The 19,639-nt window shown below is 37.6% G+C and carries 21 protein-coding genes; 9 read left to right on the top strand and 12 right to left on the bottom strand.

What is annotated here, in order from left to right:
* The first annotated feature begins 186 nt into the window (after positions 1-186).
* Positions 187-1,146, top strand: a complete 960-nt coding sequence (gene metF / locus KSK37_RS09200) for a methylenetetrahydrofolate reductase [NAD(P)H] (protein ID WP_217200995.1) — start codon at positions 187-189, stop codon at positions 1,144-1,146.
* Between the two features lie 54 nt (positions 1,147-1,200).
* A complete protein-coding gene (locus KSK37_RS09195) occupies positions 1,201-1,815 on the top strand; it encodes a phosphatase PAP2 family protein (RefSeq protein WP_217200993.1) in 615 nt (204 codons plus the stop codon).
* A 113-nt stretch (positions 1,816-1,928) separates the two neighbouring features.
* Here the strand turns inward: KSK37_RS09195 and KSK37_RS09190 are convergent, their stop codons facing one another.
* Genes KSK37_RS09190 through KSK37_RS09170 form a run of 5 tightly spaced genes read right to left on the bottom strand, consistent with a single transcriptional unit; the run spans position 1,929 to position 6,373 of the window.
* Positions 1,929-2,579, bottom strand: a complete 651-nt coding sequence (locus tag KSK37_RS09190; RefSeq protein ID WP_217200991.1) for a hypothetical protein — start codon at positions 2,577-2,579, stop codon at positions 1,929-1,931.
* A 46-nt stretch (positions 2,580-2,625) separates the two neighbouring features.
* Entirely contained in the window at positions 2,626-3,414 is a 789-nt protein-coding gene (locus KSK37_RS09185; protein ID WP_217200989.1) for an SDR family oxidoreductase, read from the bottom strand.
* A 4-nt stretch (positions 3,415-3,418) separates the two neighbouring features.
* Positions 3,419-4,651, bottom strand: a complete 1,233-nt coding sequence (locus tag KSK37_RS09180) for a 3-phosphoshikimate 1-carboxyvinyltransferase (RefSeq protein WP_217200987.1) — start codon at positions 4,649-4,651, stop codon at positions 3,419-3,421.
* 9 nt (positions 4,652-4,660) lie between these two features.
* On the bottom strand, positions 4,661-4,987 hold the full coding sequence (locus tag KSK37_RS09175) for a nucleotide pyrophosphohydrolase (RefSeq protein ID WP_217200986.1): 327 nt from the start codon (positions 4,985-4,987) through the stop codon (positions 4,661-4,663).
* 3 nt (positions 4,988-4,990) lie between these two features.
* Positions 4,991-6,373, bottom strand: a complete 1,383-nt coding sequence (locus KSK37_RS09170) for a hypothetical protein (RefSeq protein ID WP_217200984.1) — start codon at positions 6,371-6,373, stop codon at positions 4,991-4,993.
* 185 nt (positions 6,374-6,558) lie between these two features.
* On the opposite strand from KSK37_RS09170, the gene KSK37_RS09165 reads away from it, so the two are divergent.
* The 6 genes from KSK37_RS09165 to KSK37_RS09140 all read left to right on the top strand — a co-directional run bounded on the left by KSK37_RS09165 (position 6,559) and on the right by KSK37_RS09140 (position 11,577).
* Entirely contained in the window at positions 6,559-6,810 is a 252-nt protein-coding gene (locus tag KSK37_RS09165; RefSeq protein ID WP_088358822.1) for a type B 50S ribosomal protein L31, read from the top strand.
* Positions 6,811-6,906: 96 nt separating this feature from the next.
* Entirely contained in the window at positions 6,907-8,067 is a 1,161-nt protein-coding gene (locus KSK37_RS09160) for a GlmU family protein (protein WP_217200983.1), read from the top strand.
* A gap of 87 nt (positions 8,068-8,154) precedes the next feature.
* Positions 8,155-9,510, top strand: coding sequence for an oxygen-dependent tRNA uridine(34) hydroxylase TrhO (gene trhO / locus KSK37_RS09155; protein ID WP_217200981.1), 1,356 nt, complete (start codon positions 8,155-8,157; stop codon positions 9,508-9,510).
* Positions 9,510-10,757 carry a peptidase U32 family protein gene (locus tag KSK37_RS09150; RefSeq protein WP_217200979.1) on the top strand — a complete coding sequence of 416 codons (1,248 nt, stop codon included), beginning with the start codon at positions 9,510-9,512 and terminating at the stop codon, positions 10,755-10,757. Before trhO ends, KSK37_RS09150 begins: the two co-directional genes overlap by 1 nt.
* The gene (locus KSK37_RS09145; RefSeq protein WP_088358818.1) at positions 10,757-10,987 is read left to right on the top strand and encodes a ferredoxin; all 231 of its coding nucleotides are present in this window, start codon (positions 10,757-10,759) and stop codon (positions 10,985-10,987) included. The genes KSK37_RS09150 and KSK37_RS09145 overlap by 1 nt, the downstream gene beginning before the upstream one ends.
* Before the next feature lie 2 nt (positions 10,988-10,989).
* Positions 10,990-11,577, top strand: coding sequence for a 5-formyltetrahydrofolate cyclo-ligase (locus KSK37_RS09140; protein ID WP_217200977.1), 588 nt, complete (start codon positions 10,990-10,992; stop codon positions 11,575-11,577).
* Here the strand turns inward: KSK37_RS09140 and KSK37_RS09135 are convergent.
* A complete protein-coding gene (locus KSK37_RS09135) occupies positions 11,514-12,098 on the bottom strand; it encodes a hypothetical protein (protein ID WP_246566405.1) in 585 nt (194 codons plus the stop codon). The two genes, KSK37_RS09140 and KSK37_RS09135, sit on opposite strands and share 64 nt — an antisense overlap.
* Positions 12,082-13,251, bottom strand: coding sequence for a hypothetical protein (locus KSK37_RS09130; RefSeq protein ID WP_217200975.1), 1,170 nt, complete (start codon positions 13,249-13,251; stop codon positions 12,082-12,084). Before KSK37_RS09130 ends, KSK37_RS09135 begins: the two co-directional genes overlap by 17 nt.
* Before the next feature lie 181 nt (positions 13,252-13,432).
* Between KSK37_RS09130 and KSK37_RS09125 the strand changes: the two genes are divergently transcribed.
* Positions 13,433-13,720: a hypothetical protein gene (locus KSK37_RS09125; protein ID WP_217201324.1), complete on the top strand. Its 288-nt coding sequence runs from the start codon at positions 13,433-13,435 to the stop codon at positions 13,718-13,720.
* A gap of 59 nt (positions 13,721-13,779) precedes the next feature.
* Here the strand turns inward: KSK37_RS09125 and KSK37_RS09120 are convergent, their stop codons facing one another.
* From KSK37_RS09120 to KSK37_RS09100, 5 genes are all read right to left on the bottom strand, one after another.
* A complete protein-coding gene (locus KSK37_RS09120) occupies positions 13,780-14,547 on the bottom strand; it encodes a TrmH family RNA methyltransferase (protein ID WP_217200974.1) in 768 nt (255 codons plus the stop codon).
* Positions 14,548-14,565: 18 nt separating this feature from the next.
* Positions 14,566-16,083 (bottom strand): DNA recombination protein RmuC, encoded by a 1,518-nt coding sequence (locus KSK37_RS09115; protein WP_217200972.1) that lies wholly within the window; start codon positions 16,081-16,083, stop codon positions 14,566-14,568.
* Between the two features lie 103 nt (positions 16,084-16,186).
* Positions 16,187-16,660: a YciI family protein gene (locus tag KSK37_RS09110; protein ID WP_088359427.1), complete on the bottom strand. Its 474-nt coding sequence runs from the start codon at positions 16,658-16,660 to the stop codon at positions 16,187-16,189.
* Between the two features lie 41 nt (positions 16,661-16,701).
* Positions 16,702-17,880, bottom strand: coding sequence for a nicotinate phosphoribosyltransferase (pncB, locus tag KSK37_RS09105; protein WP_217200971.1), 1,179 nt, complete (start codon positions 17,878-17,880; stop codon positions 16,702-16,704).
* Between the two features lie 93 nt (positions 17,881-17,973).
* Positions 17,974-19,605, bottom strand: a complete 1,632-nt coding sequence (locus KSK37_RS09100) for a leucine-rich repeat domain-containing protein (protein WP_217200969.1) — start codon at positions 19,603-19,605, stop codon at positions 17,974-17,976.
* Between the last annotated feature and the right edge of the window lie 34 nt (positions 19,606-19,639).

The raw sequence follows: 19,639 nt of genomic DNA, 5'->3' as shown, positions 1-19,639 counted from the left end.
TAAAAATATTTAAAAAAAACGAAAAACCCTAGCCCCGATGGAAGTGGCATCCTTTTTTGCCAGCAAAATTTTTCAATTAAGGACAAATATTTCTGGCAAAAAAGATATAACGGACAGCGGGAAAAAGCTTCAAAAATATAATAATTAAAGACTGAGAGATTGCTTGGCTTCGATCACAACTACAAAATGAAAATTACAGAACATATAAAAAACGCAAACGGTAAAACATTATTCTCCCTCGAAGTTGTTCCTCCCCAAAAAGGAATCGGCATCGAGGATCTCTATAAAAACATTGACCCTCTGATGGAGTTTAAACCTCCGTTTATTGATGTGACCACCTCACGCGAAGAATATATTTATCTCGACAAAGGAAACGGCCTGATGGAGCGTAAAATCACCAGAATGCGTCCCGGAACTCTGGGAATCTGCTCTGCCATTCAGCATAAATATAATGTGGATACCGTTCCTCACGTTTTATGTGGAGGGTTTTCGATGGAAGAAACCGAATATTTGCTGGTCGACTGTATGTATCTGGGAATCGAAAATGTAATGGCGTTGCGTGGTGACGCTATGAAAGGGCAGCAGTATTTTGAACCTTCGCCGGGCGGACATAAAAATGCGATGGATCTGGTAAATCAGATGAATGATCTCGGTCGCGGAAAATATCTTCATGATGACGGAAAAATCTGCGATGAGCAAAATAAATTCTGTATCGGTGTGGCGGGTTACCCTGAAAAACACATTGAGGCGCCGTCAATGAATTATGATTTAAAATGGCTCAAAGAAAAAGTGGACGCTGGAGCGGATTATGTCGTAACGCAAATGTTTTTCGACAATAAAAAATTTATTGAATTTGTAAAACAGGCGAGGGAAATTGGGATTAATGTTCCCATAATTCCGGGAATAAAACCAATTGCAGTTAAAAGTCATTTACAGATGCTGCCAAAAGTTTTCAAAATTGATCTGCCGGAAGATTTGATTTCCGCAGTAGAAAAAGCAAAAGACAACACCGCAGTAAAACAGATTGGAATTGAATGGGCGATTAACCAGTGCCGCGAACTGATGGATTTTGGAGTTCCGGTGCTGCATTTCTATTCGATGGGGAAAAGTGAAAATATTAAGAGGATTGCACGCGAAATTTTTTGATAGATTTGTAAAATGAATTTTCAACTTTTTAAAAATCACTCCTCAAAACTTATTTTGAGTTTTATTTTTTTTCTGGGAGCGTTGTTCTTATTTGTGGCTATAACCAATGAAGTGGTTCTCGAAAAAGAACAGGAAGTTGACCTCTGGGTTTTCAAATTTTTCAAAACATACATCATCCGGAACGGACTTACGCCATTGATGTACGCCATTACCCACTTCTGTTCAACAGTTTTTGTACAGTTGGTGTATCCTTTTCTTATTGTGATGCTTTTGATTTTTAAATATTACAGAAAAGCAATATTTACTTTTGTTGCCGGTGCCGGCGGAATGATTTTGATTTATTTAATTAAGATTTTTTTCCAAAGGCCGAGACCTCCGTATCCTTTGCTGTATAAAGAATCGGGCTACAGTTTTCCCAGCGGCCATGCCACTTTAAGCTTTATCCTGTACGGAACTTTGGCTTACTTTGTTTGGTTAAGCAATTTTCCTAAAACGGTAAAAATACTGATGATGTTTTTTCTGATGTTGCTTTCGCTGAGTATCGGAATCAGCCGGATTTATCTGATGGTCCATTATCCAAGCGATGTTTTGGCGGGTTTTTGTTTGGGGTATTCGTGGCTTTTTTTTCTGATTTATTGGTTCAGAATAAAATATCCGCTGAGTGCTTAGAGGACTAATCAATCCATTTTATTATACTTCCTCATCAGATTCTCATAGAAATTTTGAGGTAAAATCCATTTAGGTGAAACCTTATAATATAAATAAATCGGAGGAGCGTAAGTTTATTTGTTCATAAATTTCACTACTTTTATTAGTGATTCCTCCTGTTTCATTTTAATATTGTTTTCCTTAATAAACGCTTCCAACTCTTCTTTATGAGCTGGATAAATATTTAGTAATTCTTTCACGCTTTTTGGAATCGGTAAGACTTTTTCATCTGTTTTGATGAAATAGGTGGGATTTTGTTTTTCAAATTTAATGTATCCCTCTTTTATTAATGAATTTGGTTCAATGGATGTTCTTACCTCCTTAAGTTTTATTTTTTCTTTTTTTAATAACTGATTTTTTCCGTCAACTAATCTGAAATAATAGCCATCAGTCTCTTTAACATAAATAATAGGAGTATTAAGCATTTCGAATTTAAAGAGAGAAACATCTTCATGCCTAGGAACTTCATAAACTTTCTCATCAGCCAAAACTTCTATTCTGTCCAAATATGCATCATAACGAATTGGTGCTTTTTCGTTCGTATTACCAATAATAGCCGACATAAAATTGACATTGAAATAAGGCGTTCCAACAATATTTTGTTCTGGCTTACCCGAATTTCTGTCCACAGATAAAAGAGGACCCGTATAGATTTTATATGACTGCTGTCCATAAAAAGCAGTGACGCTCGAAATAAGCAAAATAAATAAAATTAATTTCTTCATAAATTATGATTTTAGTAGGTAAAGATAAAATAAAATCATTAGAATATCAATCCATTTTACTATACTTCCTCATCAGATTCTCATAGAAATTTTGAGGTAAAATCCATTTCAGAGGGACGCCGATTTTCTGTCCGAATTTTCCGAAATAATAATGAGCTTTCCATGATTTCTTAGCGAGAAGCTTTTCGATATATTCAGCCACTTCCAGAGGTTCTGTGCCGTCATCAACATGAGCATTCATGATGGCATAAATCTTTTCGAATGTTTTTTGATATGGTTCAGAAACTTTAGTTTTCACCCGGTTTTCGGCAATTTTTGTTTTGATGTCGCCTAAATGAAGCGTACATACATCGATGCTCCATGGTGAAACTTCATAACGGATCGCTTCTGTAACTTTGTCCAGCGCCGATTTTGAGGCTGAATAAAACCCGCGGAAAGGCAAGCCCATTTCAGAACCAATACTCGAAATATTGATGATTTTACCCAGTTTCTGTTCCCGCATTTTAGGCAAAACTGCACTCATCATCTGTACAGAACCCACTAAATTCAGATTGAACAGTTTTAGGATTTCTTCCTGGCTCGAATCTTCCACAGAACCTACCATTCCCATTCCTGCATTATTGATCAGAATATCGATGCGGTTTTCTGTTTTTAAAATTTCCGTCACCGCATTCTGAACTTGAGTGTTGTCCGTAATATCTGTGGGGATTGTTGTGAAATAGCTGGATTCTACATTTTTTCTGCTCAGCCCGAAAACATGATGCCCTTTTTTACCAAAAAATTCAGCCAAAGCAAAACCGATTCCGGTGGACGTTCCTGTGATAATTATTGTCATTTTCTTAGTCTGTTTTTTCAGTGAGTTTTTTGAAATCTTCCCAAAAATCAGGATAAGACTTTTCTACAACGTCCGCATTTTCAATTCTTAAATCTCTAATGAGGCAGAACGGCGCAAAACTCATCGCCATCCGGTGATCGTTGTAGGTTTCTATGGAAATGTTATCGTTTGGCTCGAAATATTTTACTGAACATATTGTGTCTTCTGTAATTTCAGCAATACATCCTATTTTGAAAAGTTCGTTTTTTAAAGCAAGAAGACGGTCGGTTTCCTTTACTTTTAAAGTTGCCAAACCGGTGATTTCAAAAGGGATTTTCAGCGCGGTTGCAGTGACACAAAGTGTTTGCGCAATATCCGGACAGTCATTCATATCAAGAACAATTTCTTCAGGAAAATTAAAGTAATGTTCAGGGAGAAGGGAAATTTTGGCTTCGGCACCTTCAGAAATCGTATTTACTCCAAAAAAGTTCCAGTAAATTTCTTTGAGCGCAGAATCGCCCTGCAATGAATAGGGTTTGAAGCTTTTTAAATTGACAGTTTCTCGTGAAATAGCTGCCAGTGAATAAAAGTATGATGCGGAGCTCCAGTCGCTTTCAACAACAAAAGGAACGCTTTGTGAAAGTTTATCGGTGTGAATGCTGGGTTCAATACTAATGATATTTCCTTCCCAATGATTGTTGATGCCTACCGTTCTCAGAATTTTCAGCGTCATTTCGAGGTAAGGTTTTGAAGTTACTTTCCCTGCTAAATGTATTGTCAGACCGTTTTCAAGTTTGGCACCGATGAGCATCAGCGAAGAAATAAACTGGCTCGAGATATCTGCGGGAATTGTAACCGAATTTCGTTCCAGTTTTTTACCCGTGATTTTTAAAGGCGGAAATCCGTCTTTTTCGAGATACTCAATATCGGCACCCAATTCTCTCAAAGCTTCAACCAAAAATTTTATCGGTCTGTTTTTCATCCTTTCCGAACCGGTTAAAGTAACGGTTTTCCCTTCCTGAATTGCATAAAAAGAGGTAAGGAAACGCATGGCAGTTCCGGCATGGTGAATATCGATAACTTCATCATTGCTGTTTAAAGCGTTCTGCAAAAGCTGAGTATCCTGAGAATTCGAAAGATTTCTAATGCTGATATTCTCAAAAAGCTGATGCAGAATTAATAAGCGATTCGAAATACTTTTCGAACCGCTGATTTCTATCGTCTTATTTCCTATTAATCTGGATTTTTCTAAAAACATTAAAAGAGGTTATTTCAGTTTTTTATTATTCTGATGCCTTTCCGAATCTCTTTCGGTTTTCAGCTTCATTTTTTTGTCAAAGGCTTTCTGAAGGTTGGTTCCGGTTTGGTTTGCCAAGCATAAAGTTACAAATAAAACATCGGCAAGTTCTTCACCGAGATCTTTGGTTTTATCACTTTCTTTTTCACTCTGTTCGCCGTATCTTCTGGCAATAATTCTGGCAACTTCGCCCACTTCCTCCGTAAGCATCGCCATATTGGTGAGTTCGTTAAAATAACGTACACCAACGGTTTTTATCCATTCATCAACTTCCTTCTGGAGATTCGTGATTTCCATAATTTATTGATAAGCACCTATTGTTGGAGAAGATGTTCGGGAAACTTTCACAATATCCAAAGGGAAAAGGGCTGCAACAGCTGGATTTCCTTTTTGTTTTGCAGGAGAGTCGTCTTTTACTCTCAAGTTCATTTTTTGAGTAAAGTAATTAACGAATTTCGGATCTTCATTTTTAACTGAATTCGTAATGGCATAAGATGCTTTTCCTCCGTATTTCAGTAAGCTGTAATTAAATTCTGTCGTGAAAGTTTGCCCGGAAATTGGTTTCAGTTCAACCATGTTTTCTGCACTTCCATAAATTATAGAATTATTAACCTTTAGAGTTAAAGGGCCGTTTTCCACTGCAGTTCCGTTCTGATACTCATTTGTTGCGTAAATTCCCAGACCTGGAAGCGCGGAATTAAAGTCCCAGTAATTGGCCAAAGTGGAATGAGTAATATTGTAAGTTCCGCCTTTAAAAATTCCCAGATCTGCTTCACCGCAGTTGTTCATCACTAAATTTGAAGCATTGATATTCGATTTCACTGCGAAAATTCCGTATTCCTGATGGGTGTGAATGATGGTATTTTTTATTTGAGCGTCGGTTTCGGTCATTTCCAATCCCCGGGTTCCGCCCATAACCTTCGCGTAATTCATATTTAATTTTGAACCAGTTTCAAATTGAATTCCGTTCCAGTTTTTCGGGATCGTGTCATATCTTGTGTCGTTTCGGTCCCCGCGGAAAACAACTTCCTGGCCTAAATCTCCCATAACATTCAGCGTCGCATTTTTAGAAATTTTCAAACCGCTGTTTTTATGAAAATAAACTTTCGTTCCTTTTTGGATATCTAATGTTTTACCATCTTCAAGTGTTAAGTCGCCGAAAATTATTTTGGCTTTTTCGTTTGTCCAATTAGTATTGGTATTCAAAACATTAGGATTGGACGCGCTTTGGATAAAAAATTCCGCATCCTGAACTACCGAGAATAGCGTTACATGCTGGTTTCCTGCCGGAGTTTGAAACTGAATACGGTCTTCAGCAATAGCTTCCGTAGCATTTGCTACCGGCGCAATTTCCACGAAAACATAAAGACTGTCGTTTTTTCTCAAAGGAATATTGGTGAAATCTGTCCCCGCTTTCCCGTCTACATTGATTCTGTATAATGAAGTTGCCCCTTTTTCCAGAGAAATTTTCGGAATCATAACGTCTTTATCTTCGTCATTGTAAATTTTCACTGCGTAAGTTTCAGAACGGACCTGGTTATAAACAGTGTCGCAGAAAACGGTATCGGCAGAAAACCGAAGAAGTTGTGAAGGGCTTTCGAAGCTGATGTCGTCTCTGTTACAGGCAACAGCCGTTAAAAGACACCAAAACGAAAAAGCGAATATGAGTTTGAATTTATTCATTGAAAGTTAATAAAAGATATAAGTCTCAAATTTAATTAAAAATGTTGAACCTAAAAATTTTAAAATTATCAGACTGGGTGTTTGCAAATTAAAAATATATTTGTACTTTTGCGGTCTAAAAATTTAGCAGAGGAATATCCATTACTATTTCTGAAGCAAAACTTTAATTTATTAAAATTTTTATTATGAAAAACGGAATCCACCCGGAAAACTATAGACTTGTTGTTTTCAAAGACATGAGTAACGACGAGGTATTTCTTTGCAAATCTACAGCAGATACCAAAGACACAATCGAATTCGAAGGCGAAACTTATCCATTAGTTAAAATGGAGATCTCTTCAACTTCTCACCCTTTCTACACTGGTAAAGTGAAATTGGTTGATACTGCAGGTAGAGTTGACAAATTCATGAACAAATACAAAAAATTCTCAAAATAATTCTTGAGTTTTTTAAAGATATTAAAGTCTTTCAGGTTTCTGAAAGACTTTTTTTATTTGTAAATTTGAAATTCTGGAACTTTAAATACTTACTTTATGCAAATTGTTTTTTCTGATGCCCAGTTTTGGGAAGATTTTTTACCGCTCACTTTCACAAGACCGATTGCTGAAATGCGCTGCGGGATTCTTACCTTTTCTGAAAGATGGCAGAAACTTCTGGAAATAAACGAAGTTTCGTATATCACAGAAGACTATTTGCAGGATAAATTCAACAAACCTGGAGAGCGTGAAAGTCTGTTTATAACTCCGAATTTTCTTCCGGACGAGAATGTTTTGCAGCAGATAAAGGATTTAAAACTCGGTGAAGCTCTGGTTTATGAGAACGAACTTCTCGCCGCGAGAATCAATATGAAAAATTTTTCTCTGAACCAGATTGAGAAAATGACAGATGTCTATGAAGGAATTCTTTTCTTTAAGCAACCGACCGATTTATTTTCTTACAATGAAAAGGCAATTAATTACGATTTTGAATTATTGACAAAAGGAAGAACATCCGCTGCACTTTCATCTACCAACGGATTTCTGGGCGATAAAACGGATTTATTTATTGAAGAAGGTGCATCAGTTGAATTTTCTACTTTAAATACCAAAACGGGAAAGATTTACATCGGCAAAAATGCGGAAGTGATGGAAGGCTGCAATCTCCGCGGTCCTATCGCGCTTTGCGAAGAATCGAAATTTAATTTAGGGGCGAAGATATACGGAGCCACAACAATTGGACCTTATTCAAAAGTTGGCGGCGAAGTGAATAATATCGTGATTTTCGGTTATACCAATAAAGGTCACGACGGTTTTGTTGGAAATTCAGTGATTGGAGAATGGTGTAATCTCGGAGCAGATACCAATTCTTCGAATCTTAAAAACAATTACGCTGAAGTGAAACTGTGGAATTACCGAACCAAAAGATTCGTAAACACAGGTTTGCAGTTTGCGGGATTAATTATGGGCGATCATTCTAAAACGGCGATTAATACTCAGTTTAATACCGGAACGGTGGTTGGGGTTGCTGCGAATATTTTCAAAAGCGGCTTTCCGCCAAATTTAATTGAAAGCTTCTCCTGGGGCGGAATGAAAGGCGATGAAAAATTCAAACTCGAAAAAGCTTATGAAGTTGCGGAACTGGCGATGGCAAGAAGGAAAGTTGCTTTTACTGAAGAAGACAGAAATATTTTAAAATATATCTACACCGAGTATTAACTCTTGAAAGCTGGCGGTGAATGCTTTTTTCCTTAAGTCTGAAATTCTTATCTTTGCAAAAATTTTCTCACTTAAACCGTTTATAGCATGCAACTGTATAACACCTTAAGCGCAGAAGAAAGAGCTCAACTAATTGATGAAGCCGGTAAGCAGCGCCTTACTTTGTCTTTCTATGCGTACGCCAAAATCTCAGATCCCCAAAAATTTCGCGACGAATTATTTATAGCCTGGAACGCACTCGATGCGCTGGGCCGAATTTATGTTGCCCATGAAGGTATTAATGCTCAGATGAGTGTTCCTGCAGATCATTTTGAAGCTTTTCGCGATACGCTGGAAGTTTATGATTTCATGAAAGGGATCCGCCTAAATGTCGCTGTTGAGCAGGATAATCATTCTTTTTTAAAGCTCACGATAAAAGTGCGGCATAAAATTGTCGCTGACGGTTTAAATGATGAAACCTTTGATGTCACCAACAAAGGAATTCACTTAAAAGCCAAAGAATTCAATACTTTACTCGAAGATCCCAATACCATTGTTGTCGATTTTAGAAATCATTACGAAAGTGAAGTCGGTCATTTTGAAGGGGCGATTACTCCGGATGTAGAAACTTTCAGAGAAAGTCTGCCGATCATCAATGAGCAGCTGCAGGATTTTAAGGAAGACAAAAATCTGCTGATGTACTGTACCGGCGGAATCCGGTGTGAGAAAGCCAGTGCTTATTTCAAGCATCAGGGTTTTAAAAATGTTTTCCAACTCGAAGGCGGAATTATAGAATATGCACGTCAGATCAAAGAAGAAAATATTGAAAGTAAATTCATTGGTAAAAACTTTGTGTTTGACCACCGTTTAGGCGAGAGAATTACTGATGATATTGTTTCACAGTGTCACCAGTGCGGAAAACCGTGTGACAATCATACTAATTGCTTTAACGATGCCTGTCACCTGCTGTTTATTCAGTGCGACGAATGTAAAGCCGCCATGGAAAACTGCTGTTCGACAGAATGTTTGGAAACAATCCATTTGCCTTTGGAAGAACAGGCAAAACTGAGAAAAGGATTACAGGTTGGAAATAAAATTTTCAAAAAAGGAAAATCCGATGCCTTGAAATTTAAAAAGTCTGGGGATTTACCGGATAAGCCTTTGGCAAAAGTAAGCACGAAAAATATCCGTCAGAAAATATCCGTTAAAAAAATATTGGTTGGAAAGGCCGAGCATTATTATACGAAGTCAAAAATAGCTCAGTTTTTAATTGATAACAATGAACTTTCTATCGGTGATAAAGTGCTGATTTCCGGTCCGACAACGGGAGAGCAGGAATTTACGATTACCGAAATTTTCGCCAACGGAGGTCCGTGTGAAACAGCAAAAAAAGGAGATCAAATTACTTTCGAAGTCCCTTTCAGAATCAGGTTATCTGACAAATTATATAAAATTTTAGGATAATGACAGCATCAGGAAAAATAGAGTTAATGTCTCCTGCTGGTGATTTTACATCTCTTCAGGCGGCACTGGATAACGGCGCAGATTCTGTATACTTTGGCGTGGAACAGCTGAATATGAGAGCCAGAGCTTCGATGAATTTCACGATCGACGACCTGCCTGAAATTGCAAGAAGATGTTCTGAAAAAGGGGTAAGATCATATCTTACTTTAAACACGATTATTTACGATCACGATTTATCTTTAATAAAAACGCTTTTAGATAAAGCAAAAGCTGCAGATCTTACAGCAGTAATCGCGATGGATCAGGCAGTGATTTCCTATGCGAGACAGATTGGGCTTGAAGTACATATTTCGACCCAAATCAATATCACGAATATTGAAACCGTGAAATTCTACGCGCTTTTCGCCGATACGATGGTAATGAGCCGGGAATTAAGCATAACTCAAATCAAAAAAATCTGCGACCAAATTGATAAGGATGAGGTGAAAGGGCCTTCCGGAAAATTGGTTGAAATAGAAATTTTCGGGCACGGTGCGCTTTGCATGGCTGTTTCCGGAAAATGTTATTTAAGTCTGCATTCTGCAAATTCTTCCGCAAACAGAGGCGCCTGCAAACAGAACTGCAGAAAAAAATATACCGTCATCGATCAGGAAACCGGCTTCGAAATCGAACTGGAAAACGAATACATGATGTCACCAAAAGACCTCTGCACAATCAGTTTTCTGGATCAGATTGTTGAAGCAGGCGTGAAAGTCTTAAAAATTGAAGGCCGCGGAAGAGCTCCGGAGTATGTCGCAACGGTGACTAAATGTTACAGAGAAGCAATAGATGCTGTTGCTAAAGGAACATTCAGTCCCGAAAAAGTGGAGCAGTGGATGAAGCAGCTTGAAACCGTTTATAACAGAGGTTTTTGGGATGGTTATTATTTAGGCCAGGAATTGGGAGAATGGTCCGATACTTCCGGCTCCAGTGCAACGCAGAAGAAAGTTTATATTGGAAAAGGCCGACATTTCTATCCAAAATCGGATGTCGCGGAATTTTTGATTGAAGCTTACGATATTGCTGTTGGAGATCGAATTTTGATTCAGGGACCGACTACAGGTTCGCAGGAAATGGTTCTTGAAGCCATGCAGGTTGATCAAAAACCACATGCTGAGAAAGCCTCGAAGTCGGATATCATTACCTTTAAAACAGATTTCAGAATGAGACCGAGCGATAAACTGTATAAAATCGTTGAGAATAACTGATGATTATCGTTACGCTTCAGCGCGAAAAATGCATCGGCTGTAATTATTGTGCAGAATTCGCACCGGAATATTTCAGGATGTCAAAAAAAGACGGCAAATCAGTGCTTTTAAAGACGGAAGACAGAAAGGGTTTTTATACCTTGAAAACTCCTAATCATATGGCTTTGGAACCTTGTGATAAAGCTGCGAAAGCCTGTCCTGTAAAAATTATTTCGGTAAAAGAAATTTAAAAATGACAAAAGCTGAACTGAGAAAAAAGTATGTGAAAAAGCGGGAAAACCTTTCGCAGGAGCAGATTTCGCTTTTATCTGAAACTATTTTTGAAAATTTCATCCGTGAATTCAAACTGTCTGAAAGCAAGAAAATACATTGTTTTCTATCCATTCCTGAAAAAGGGGAAGTAAATACTAAGCTGTTTTTAGATAAAGCTTTTGAAAGTGAGGCAAGAGTTTTTGTTCCTAAAATTTTCCGGAATAAGCTGATTTCCGTGGAAATTAGTTCTGAAACGCCTTTAATTAAAAACTCCTGGGGAATTTCTGAGCCTGAAAGCAATAAAGATTCAGGCGAGAAAAACTTTGATTTTGTCATTACTCCATTATTGTATTGTGATTTTCACGGCAATAGAGTAGGTTACGGCAAAGGTTATTATGACGGTTTTTTTGAAAATATCAGTCCGGAATCCGTAAAAGTTGGGATAGGTTTCTTTAATCCTGACGAAGAAATTGATGATGTCTGGAAAAACGATATTCCGTTGGATTATTTGGTCACGCCTACTGCAGTGCTGTCTTTCGCCGGAACCGAGTCAAAATCTACAAAGTAAAATTTAAATTCTTTTTTGAATTTCACAGGTGAAAGCTTCAGCATATACTGTGCATTTTTCTGGAATTTACCGATCAGTTTATCGTTATGATCGAAATATTCCACATCGAATTTTGCGAAATCTAAAGTATCGTGTCCTTTGATTTCCTTCTTCACGAAAATATTTCCAACCTTTGCTGTTTTTACTTTAAAACTGTCAAGCTGTTTTAGGATCGGTTTTAGTTTATTCGAATCGTTTTCAGCGAAATAGCTTTGCATCTGCGCATAAATTACGGAATCAATTTCAGTGTCACGGTTTCCGGAAGTATAGAGCGTAGAAAGGTCCAGAAGTTCCTGTATCTTCTGTTTTGTAATAAAAGAAATCGCCTGTGCGCTGTCCATTTTTGCTACAGGATACGAAACTTTATTGGTGTTATTTCTCAATTTTTCAAGATCGGAAACTTCAGTTTTCTCTTTTTTGCAGGCAATAAGCGCAAAAAACAAAACGATAAGTACGCCTACTATGTTACTTTTTTTCATCATCAGTGTCAATTTTAAATTTGATCATTACTATTTTTCCTGATTTATCAGCTTGAGTATCAATTACATCGAGTTTTTCCAGGGAAGTGGAAGGTAAGGTTACCAGATTGATATACCGCTGTTTGTCCATCGTTTCCACACCATAAAACTGATTGTCAAAAACCTGGTAGATTAATGCATTATCACTAATTAAATAATTTAAACTTACCCTTTTCTTCTTTAAATCTTTTAATGATTTGGAATAATAGAAAAGCATAATTGCGTAATCATTCGGCTTCAGTTCGATGTTTTCCGCCTCCGGCGCAGTTTCCAGATTTCTCTGAATGGTATCTGTTCTGTAATAAGGAGAAGAAACGACCATTGTTAGTGTTTTCGATTTCGTCGTATAAACAAACGGCTCGTTCGGTTTTGCGACATAAAGTATAGGTGATTCATTTTCTTTGAGAATCTGAACCTGAAGTTCCGCATTGATTTTTGAGTTTCGGTCAGCATCAATAAAACTGTAATAGTATTTTTTACTGAACAGTTCATCCTTGAAACCCAAAAGACCAACCAGAACTGCTAGAATTGCCGATATTCCCAACCAAATATATTTTTTTACAAGAGAAAAAGTTGATTTTTGCTCCGCCGTATCATAAGTTGATAAATTTGTAGTTTTTTCTTTAACTAATTGATTTACAGTATTTGATTTTTGTAAATCCAGATTTTCGCTAACTGAATTGTTATCTTTTTCAGCCAAAACGGGTGTGCTTTCACTTTTTTTGCTTTCAGATTCTGAAATTCGAAGATTTTCGGATTCTTTTTGCGGTTCTTCCGCTTCCAAATCCATATTCTCTTCGTAATCTTTCAAGATTTCGTCTGCAAAAAGATGGTTTTTCTTGAAGTCGTACCAAGATACATAACCTGCATAAACAGAGAGAATGTTGAGCATGTCGATCCGTGGAAGTTTAGTAACCGGGGAGTTTTTGAAATAGGTATAAAAAGACTTTTCACTGATGTTACCTTTGGCTTTTTTCCGCAGGTCTTCCTGAAAATAAATGATATCTATACCTTTCCATTTCGAAATATTTTCGAAAGAAGGAGTGTGATTCACCAAATATTGAGTTTGTACCTCCGTTTTCAGCTGTTCAAAGTGTAATAAATCTAAATCGCTCAATTGCTAAATTTTACGTAATGTATTGATTATCAATATCTGTTTTTTGTAAAACAGTTTTACAAATATATTACAATTAATTTTCTAAAACAAATTTAAATGTCGCTATACCTTTGTCCTGTTCGAAATGATAAATGAGAACAACAAATTAGAATATAACAAAACAATTAAATTTAATTTTATTATGAAAAAGTCATTATTCGTAGCTGGTATCGCTGCTTTAGCTCTTGTAGCTTGTAAAAAAACTGAAACTGTAGAAACTGCTAACGCTGCTGATTCTGCTGCTGTAACTGTTGATTCTGCTGCTGTAGTTGTAGATTCTGCTGCTGCTGTTGTTGATTCTGCTGCTGCTGTTACTGTTGATGCTGCTCAAGGTGCTGCTGCTACTACTGCTGACGCTGCTAAAGGAGCTGCTGAAGCTGCTAAAGGTGCTGCTGATGCTGCTAAAGATGCTGCTAAAGACGCTAAATAATTATTAGCTACGCTTAACAAAATAACCGTTTCTCTCAGAGAAGCGGTTTTTTTTTGCTATTACTGAAGCTTTTGTCTTAATATTTCGTAACAGCTGATAGCTACTGCATTGCTCAGGTTCAGTGAATCTATACTTCCTGCCATCGGAATTAGTGTGTTTTTTCCTTTTCCGATCCAGAAGTCACTGAGGCCTGAATGTTCTGTACCGAAAAGTAATGCACTTTTTCCCTTAAAATCTTTCTTGTAAAGATCTTCTGCGCTTTCATCCATCAAAGTGGTGAATATTGAGAAGCTGTTTTTCTGCAGAAATCCGTAAAGTTCCTCGTTGCTGGATTGGAAAACGTTCATTCCGAATAAACAGCCCACACTTGACCGGATTACATTTGGGTTATAAAAATCTATTCTTGCATCGGTAACAATTAATGCATCGATCCCGAATGCTTCGCAACTTCTGAGAATTGCTCCAAGATTTCCTGGTTTTTCAACGCTCTCCACAATGATAACCGAAGAATTGCTGTTGGGTTTAAACTCATTAAGCTCGGCACTTTTTGTTTTATACACCCCGATAATTCCTTCGGAAGTTCCCCGGTATGCCAGTTTTTCATAAACTTTTTCTGAAACCAGGTGGATTTTCCCTTTCGGAAAGTCCTCATCAAAAATACTTTCGCAGATGAAAAACTCCTGAATCTCAAAACCGAATTTCACGGCTCTTTCATTTTCCTGTTTTCCTTCCACCACAAAAACACCGGATTTTTTCCGGAAGCGGTTGTCGCTTATTAAACGGGTTAAATTTTTTATTTTTTCGTTGTGAAGACTTTCAATTAGCATTCTGCAAAAATAGTATTTTTAGTTTTCTTTGAAAAAACTGATGTGATTTTCGGTTTCCGTTGCTTCCAGCAGACTTTTTGGAAGTTCTTTTTTGTTTTTGATGCCCAGAGTTTTTAGTTTTTGAGTCTGCAGAACAAGATTGTCGTTTCCTGTAGAAAGCTGTTTAAAAGCTTCATCATAGACATTTTTGGCCTGATCGATATTTTTGCCGACTTTTTCAAGATTATCAATAAAGCCTACAAATTTATCGTAGAGTTTTGCACCGCGTTCTGCAATTTCCATCGCGTTTTTACTTTGGTATTCGCGTTTCCATAAGTCGGCGATAAGCTTTAAAGAAGTAATTAAATTGCTTGGATTCAGGAGCAGGATTCTTTTTTCGTAGGCGAAATTCCACAGGTTTTGATCGGCCTGCATGGCCGCGATATAAGCCGGTTCGCTGGGAATGAACATCATCACAAAATCCAGCGATTTGCCGTAATCATCATACGCTTTCTGGCTCAGCTGGTTGATGTGGTTTTTCACTGAAGAAAGATGCTGATTAACTTTGATGTGATAGATTTCGGAATCATTTTCATCAACCAATTCCGTAAATGCTGTTAAGGAAACTTTTGAATCAATGATAACATTTCTTTCATCGGGATATTTTATCACTGCGTCAGGACGCATTTTCTTGCCGGAAAATTCAGAAAATAAAGCCTTGTTGTCTTCGTCGCGAAGTTCATGTTCGAGGAAATATTCTCTTCCTTTTACCAAACCGGATTTTTCAAGGATGCTTTCCAAAATCATTTCGCCCCAGTTTCCTTGGGTTTTGCTTTCACCTTTTAAAGCGCGGGTTAATTTTTTGGCATCTTCAGAAATCTGCTGATTCAGTTCTGCGAGCTCTTTCACTTTTTCGCCTAAAGAAAATCTTTCCTTAGCTTCTTTATCATAAGTTTCACCGACTTTGTTTTTCAGTTCCTGCATTTTTTCCTGAAAAGGTTCAAGAATCGTCTTTAAATTATTTTGGTTTAGAGTGGTGAATTTCTCGGTTTTTTCTTCTAAAATTTTATTGGCAAGGTTCTGAAACTCAGCTTTTGCCATTTCCTGCATTTTTGAAATTTCTTCTTTCTGACTGTCGAGAAGTTTCTGCAAGTTTTCGTTTTGAGCGGTAAGCTGAGATTTTGCGGCAATCAGATTGTTTTTTTCGGCCTGAAGATTTTTAATTTCCGAAGTCTGAAAATTATTGATTTCTGCCTGTTCACTAATTTTTTGTTGCTGTGCATTATTTTCAGCTGATAGTTGAGCGAGATTGCTTTTCAGGTTATTAATTGTCTCAGTTTGCTGAAGATTTGTCTGTTTTTCGAATTGAATAATTTGGTCTAATTCGCTGTTTTTCAGGTTTGAGTTTTGTAAATCAGCATTTGTGCGGATGAAATTATAATTAAGTTCGTCAAAATCTTTTCGGGGAACATTTGCAGATTTTAAGATGAAATATAAAATTACGGCACCCAGAATTGCACCGAGAATAATACCAGTAAATAAAGTCGTGATTTCCATATTTCAAAAATAGGAAGAAAAAATATTGTTTTTTTTGTTTTGCGGGAAAGTTCTTACAAATTATTCCAGAACAGAGTTGAAGGAAGGTTTATTCTGAAAGTTTCTAAGGGTTTTCTTTTGCAATTTTCTCGTGATATTTCTGGTGCATCGGAATAGCTGCAGAACCATACCAGGGTAAAATTTCTACATCGAAAATTCCGTTTTTTATCGTGGGATCATTTTGTATGAGCGTTCTGGCTTCGTCTTCGGTTTTTACATCAAGAAGAAAAATTCCCCGGTAACCTAGTTTGTTACTGGTAGCAAATGGGCCTGCCATTTTCAGTTTCCCGGATTTTCCCATTTCCTTCATGTTAGAAAAATGTCCTTTAAACAATTCTTCGCGTTTGCTTTTATCGGTTATTTCTTTGTCTTTCGGGCCTGTTTTAAGAATGACCAGCATATAATTTTTCATTCCCAACCGGTCAGCTCCTAAAGAATCGGCAAGTTTTTGATCAAATTTAGGATTTTGCTGAACGGTTTGCTGTGCACTGCAAAGAGTAAAAGCGCAAAATATCAGAGCAGAAATCAGAATTTTCATGGTATTTGGTTTTGGTTTGTTTTCTATTTTCGGCAAGTGATTTAATCTTTAATTCTCAGAAATTCTTTCGCCAGTTCAATCATTTTGGGGTCACCTGTGTATTTTCCGTGCTCGTCGGAAAGTTTTACTGTAGGAATCCAATCGCCATTGATTGATTTTGCCGCGATGAGTTTCATAACGATGTTCATGGGTTTCAGCCCCACATCGTTGGTCAGGTTGGTTCCGATTCCGAAAGAGATCCCGATTTTTCCGTTACAGGCGTGGGTGATTTCTGCAACTTTTTCCATATTTAATCCGTCGGAAAAAATAATATATTTAAATAAAGGATTGATGCCGTTAGTTTTATAATGTTCAATGGTTTTGTACGCAAATTCGATTGGGTCGCCGCTGTCGTGACGGACGCCGTCGAAAAGTTTCGCGAATTTTTTGTCAAACTGCTGAAAGAAAACGTCTGTAGTATAAGTGTCAGACAGCGCAACGCCCAAATCTCCCCGGTAAACATCCACCCAATGTTCCAAAGAAAGTGCGTTGGCCATCTTAAAACCGTATTCGGCACCGTGAAACATAAACCATTCGTGCGCGTGAGTACCGATCGGTTTTACGCCATATTTCATCGCAAAATGTATATTAGAGGAACCGGTGAATTTTGAGGATTTATTTTGCGTCAAAGCATCCATTACCAAATCATGCACTTTATAGGAATGTCTCCGACGGGTTCCGAACTCAGCGAAAGTTACTCCTAAATCATTCAGTTCACGGGCTTTTTCGAGCGTATTCATGATAACACTTTCGTCGGAATCTCTTTCCATACCGTGCATTGCGTAATACAGTTCGGAAATTAAAGCCAAAAGAGGGACTTCCCATAAGATCGTACGGTACCATTCGCCTTCAACAGTAACGCTGAGGTCGTTTCCTGTCTGCCGAATCTGAACTTCTGCTGGATCATAATGATAACCGCCCAGGAAATCAAGGTAAGGCAAATCGAGATATGGACAGGTGATGCGGAGGAATTCTTTTTCGTCCTTGGTGAGCTTCAGTTCCGCCATTGCATTCACGCATTTCCTGAGTTCAGTATCAAAGCCCGCGGGGAAGAGATGTTTTCCGCGGTTGATAAACTCGTATTTTACTCTTTCGTTAGGAAAAAGTTTGATCACCGCATTCTGCATCGTGATTTTATAGAAATCGTTGTCGAGGATTGATTTAAGCCGAACTTCATTCATTTCAGGAGAATATGTTTTAACAAATGTAAATATTCAAAACAAAAAATCGCCTCTGAAAAGACGATTTTTGTAAATATGAAGTCAATGTGTAATTTATTGTTTGATGAATTTGAAAGATTTTAATCCGTCGGAAGTTTTAATGGAAATAACATAAGTAGCAGAAGGTAAGTGGCTTATGTTTATTCTTCTTGATTTTTCTGAAATTAAAAGTTTGCCGCTCAAATCAAAAATAAATACTTTCTCGATATCTAATTTTGTAGTTTTAATATTGATAAAATCTGTGGCCGGATTAGGATAAACAACCAAATCACGGTTTATTTCCGCGGTTGCCAAATCTTTCACCAGTGTCACAGGTTCTCTGAAAAAGGAAATTTCCATCAGTTCGCGCGGTAGTTTCTCGAAAACATAAGCTTCACAGATGTAATCGGTATAATCTTCTTCCTCCACACGGCTGATGTAATAACTTTCTGCCGAGGCAGCGGTTTTTTGGTCAAGATTTTTGAACCAGGCAAACTGATAATCACTCCCGGAAATCGACTGCGGCAAAGAAGCTGAACCGCCTAAAGATGCGTAGACCGTTTTCGGTTCATCATAACGTTGAGGCGAGTAAGTGAAATCGGCCAGCGCTTTTTCTCTAAGAATGAAATTTTTAATTTCCTGCTTGGTAAATCTGTTATTTTCCAGAAAAGTAAGTGCCGGAATATTTTCCGGGATTTCCCCAGAAAGCTGATTTCCTGTAAGCGAAACCATCTGAAGTTTTTCGAACTGAAGAAGCGCCGGAGGAAAATTGCCCGAAATTAAATTTTTATCCAGATAGATCTGCTCCAGCTGCTTTAAAGGCAATAAGCTTTCAAAACCGCCGGAAATTTTATTGTCAGAAATATTAAGGTGTATTAAATCTTTCAACTGAGTAAGCTCAGCCGGGAACATTGTGATCTGGTTGCTTCCCAGTGATAACCATTCGAGTTTTTTTAGACTGGTTAAAACTGTTGCGTAATTAGTTGAAAATAAATTGTGGCTTACATCCAAAGAAGTGAGTGACGTTAAAGAGGCGAGTTCTGTCGGAATTCTTGTAAGCTGATTTCCGGAAAGATTGAGTTCCGTAAGTTTAATCAGCGGCGACAACTTGCTGAAATTTTGTGAGAGCGTATTATTGCTTAAGTTCAGCGACTCTAAATTGGTTAGAGTTGAAATGTTTTGTGGAACTGCAGTTAAACTGGTATGCGAAAGATCCAGGACTTTTAGGGAAGGAAAATTCTGCAGAAAGGTATTGATGTCCGCAAAGACAAACTGATTGTTGCCGACAGAAATTTCCTGAAGATTTGAAAGCGGAAGAATAGCAGTGGTAGGATCACCGGTTAATCTGTTATTGCTGATGTCTAAACGGACTAGATTAGTAAGTGAAGAAATCGCCGGCAAAATATCTCCGTAAAGCTGATTGGAACTTAAATCCAGCTTCTGAAGTTTTGAAAATCCGGACACTGATGGAAAACTGCCTTTCAGTGCATTCCCGCGTAGATTAATTTCGGTAACGTTTCCGTTCTTTATTTTAATTCCGTACCAGGTTTTTGGATCTTTTGTGAGGTCCCATTTTTGGCTCCACAGCTGTTCACCGGAAGTGGAATTGTAGATGCTTATAAGGGCTGATCTTTCGGCAAATGAGATGCTCCATTGTTGGGAAAAGCAGAATTGCGAAAAGAATAAAAAAAGTAGAATTTTTTTCATCAGATATTTGTGTTTTCGGAGTACAAATATATAG

This window comes from Kaistella soli, assembly GCF_019038595.1.
In the GTDB taxonomy this organism is placed as follows: Bacteria; Bacteroidota; Bacteroidia; order Flavobacteriales; family Weeksellaceae; genus Kaistella; species Kaistella soli.
This window is presented reverse-complemented; position numbering and strand designations above follow the sequence as displayed.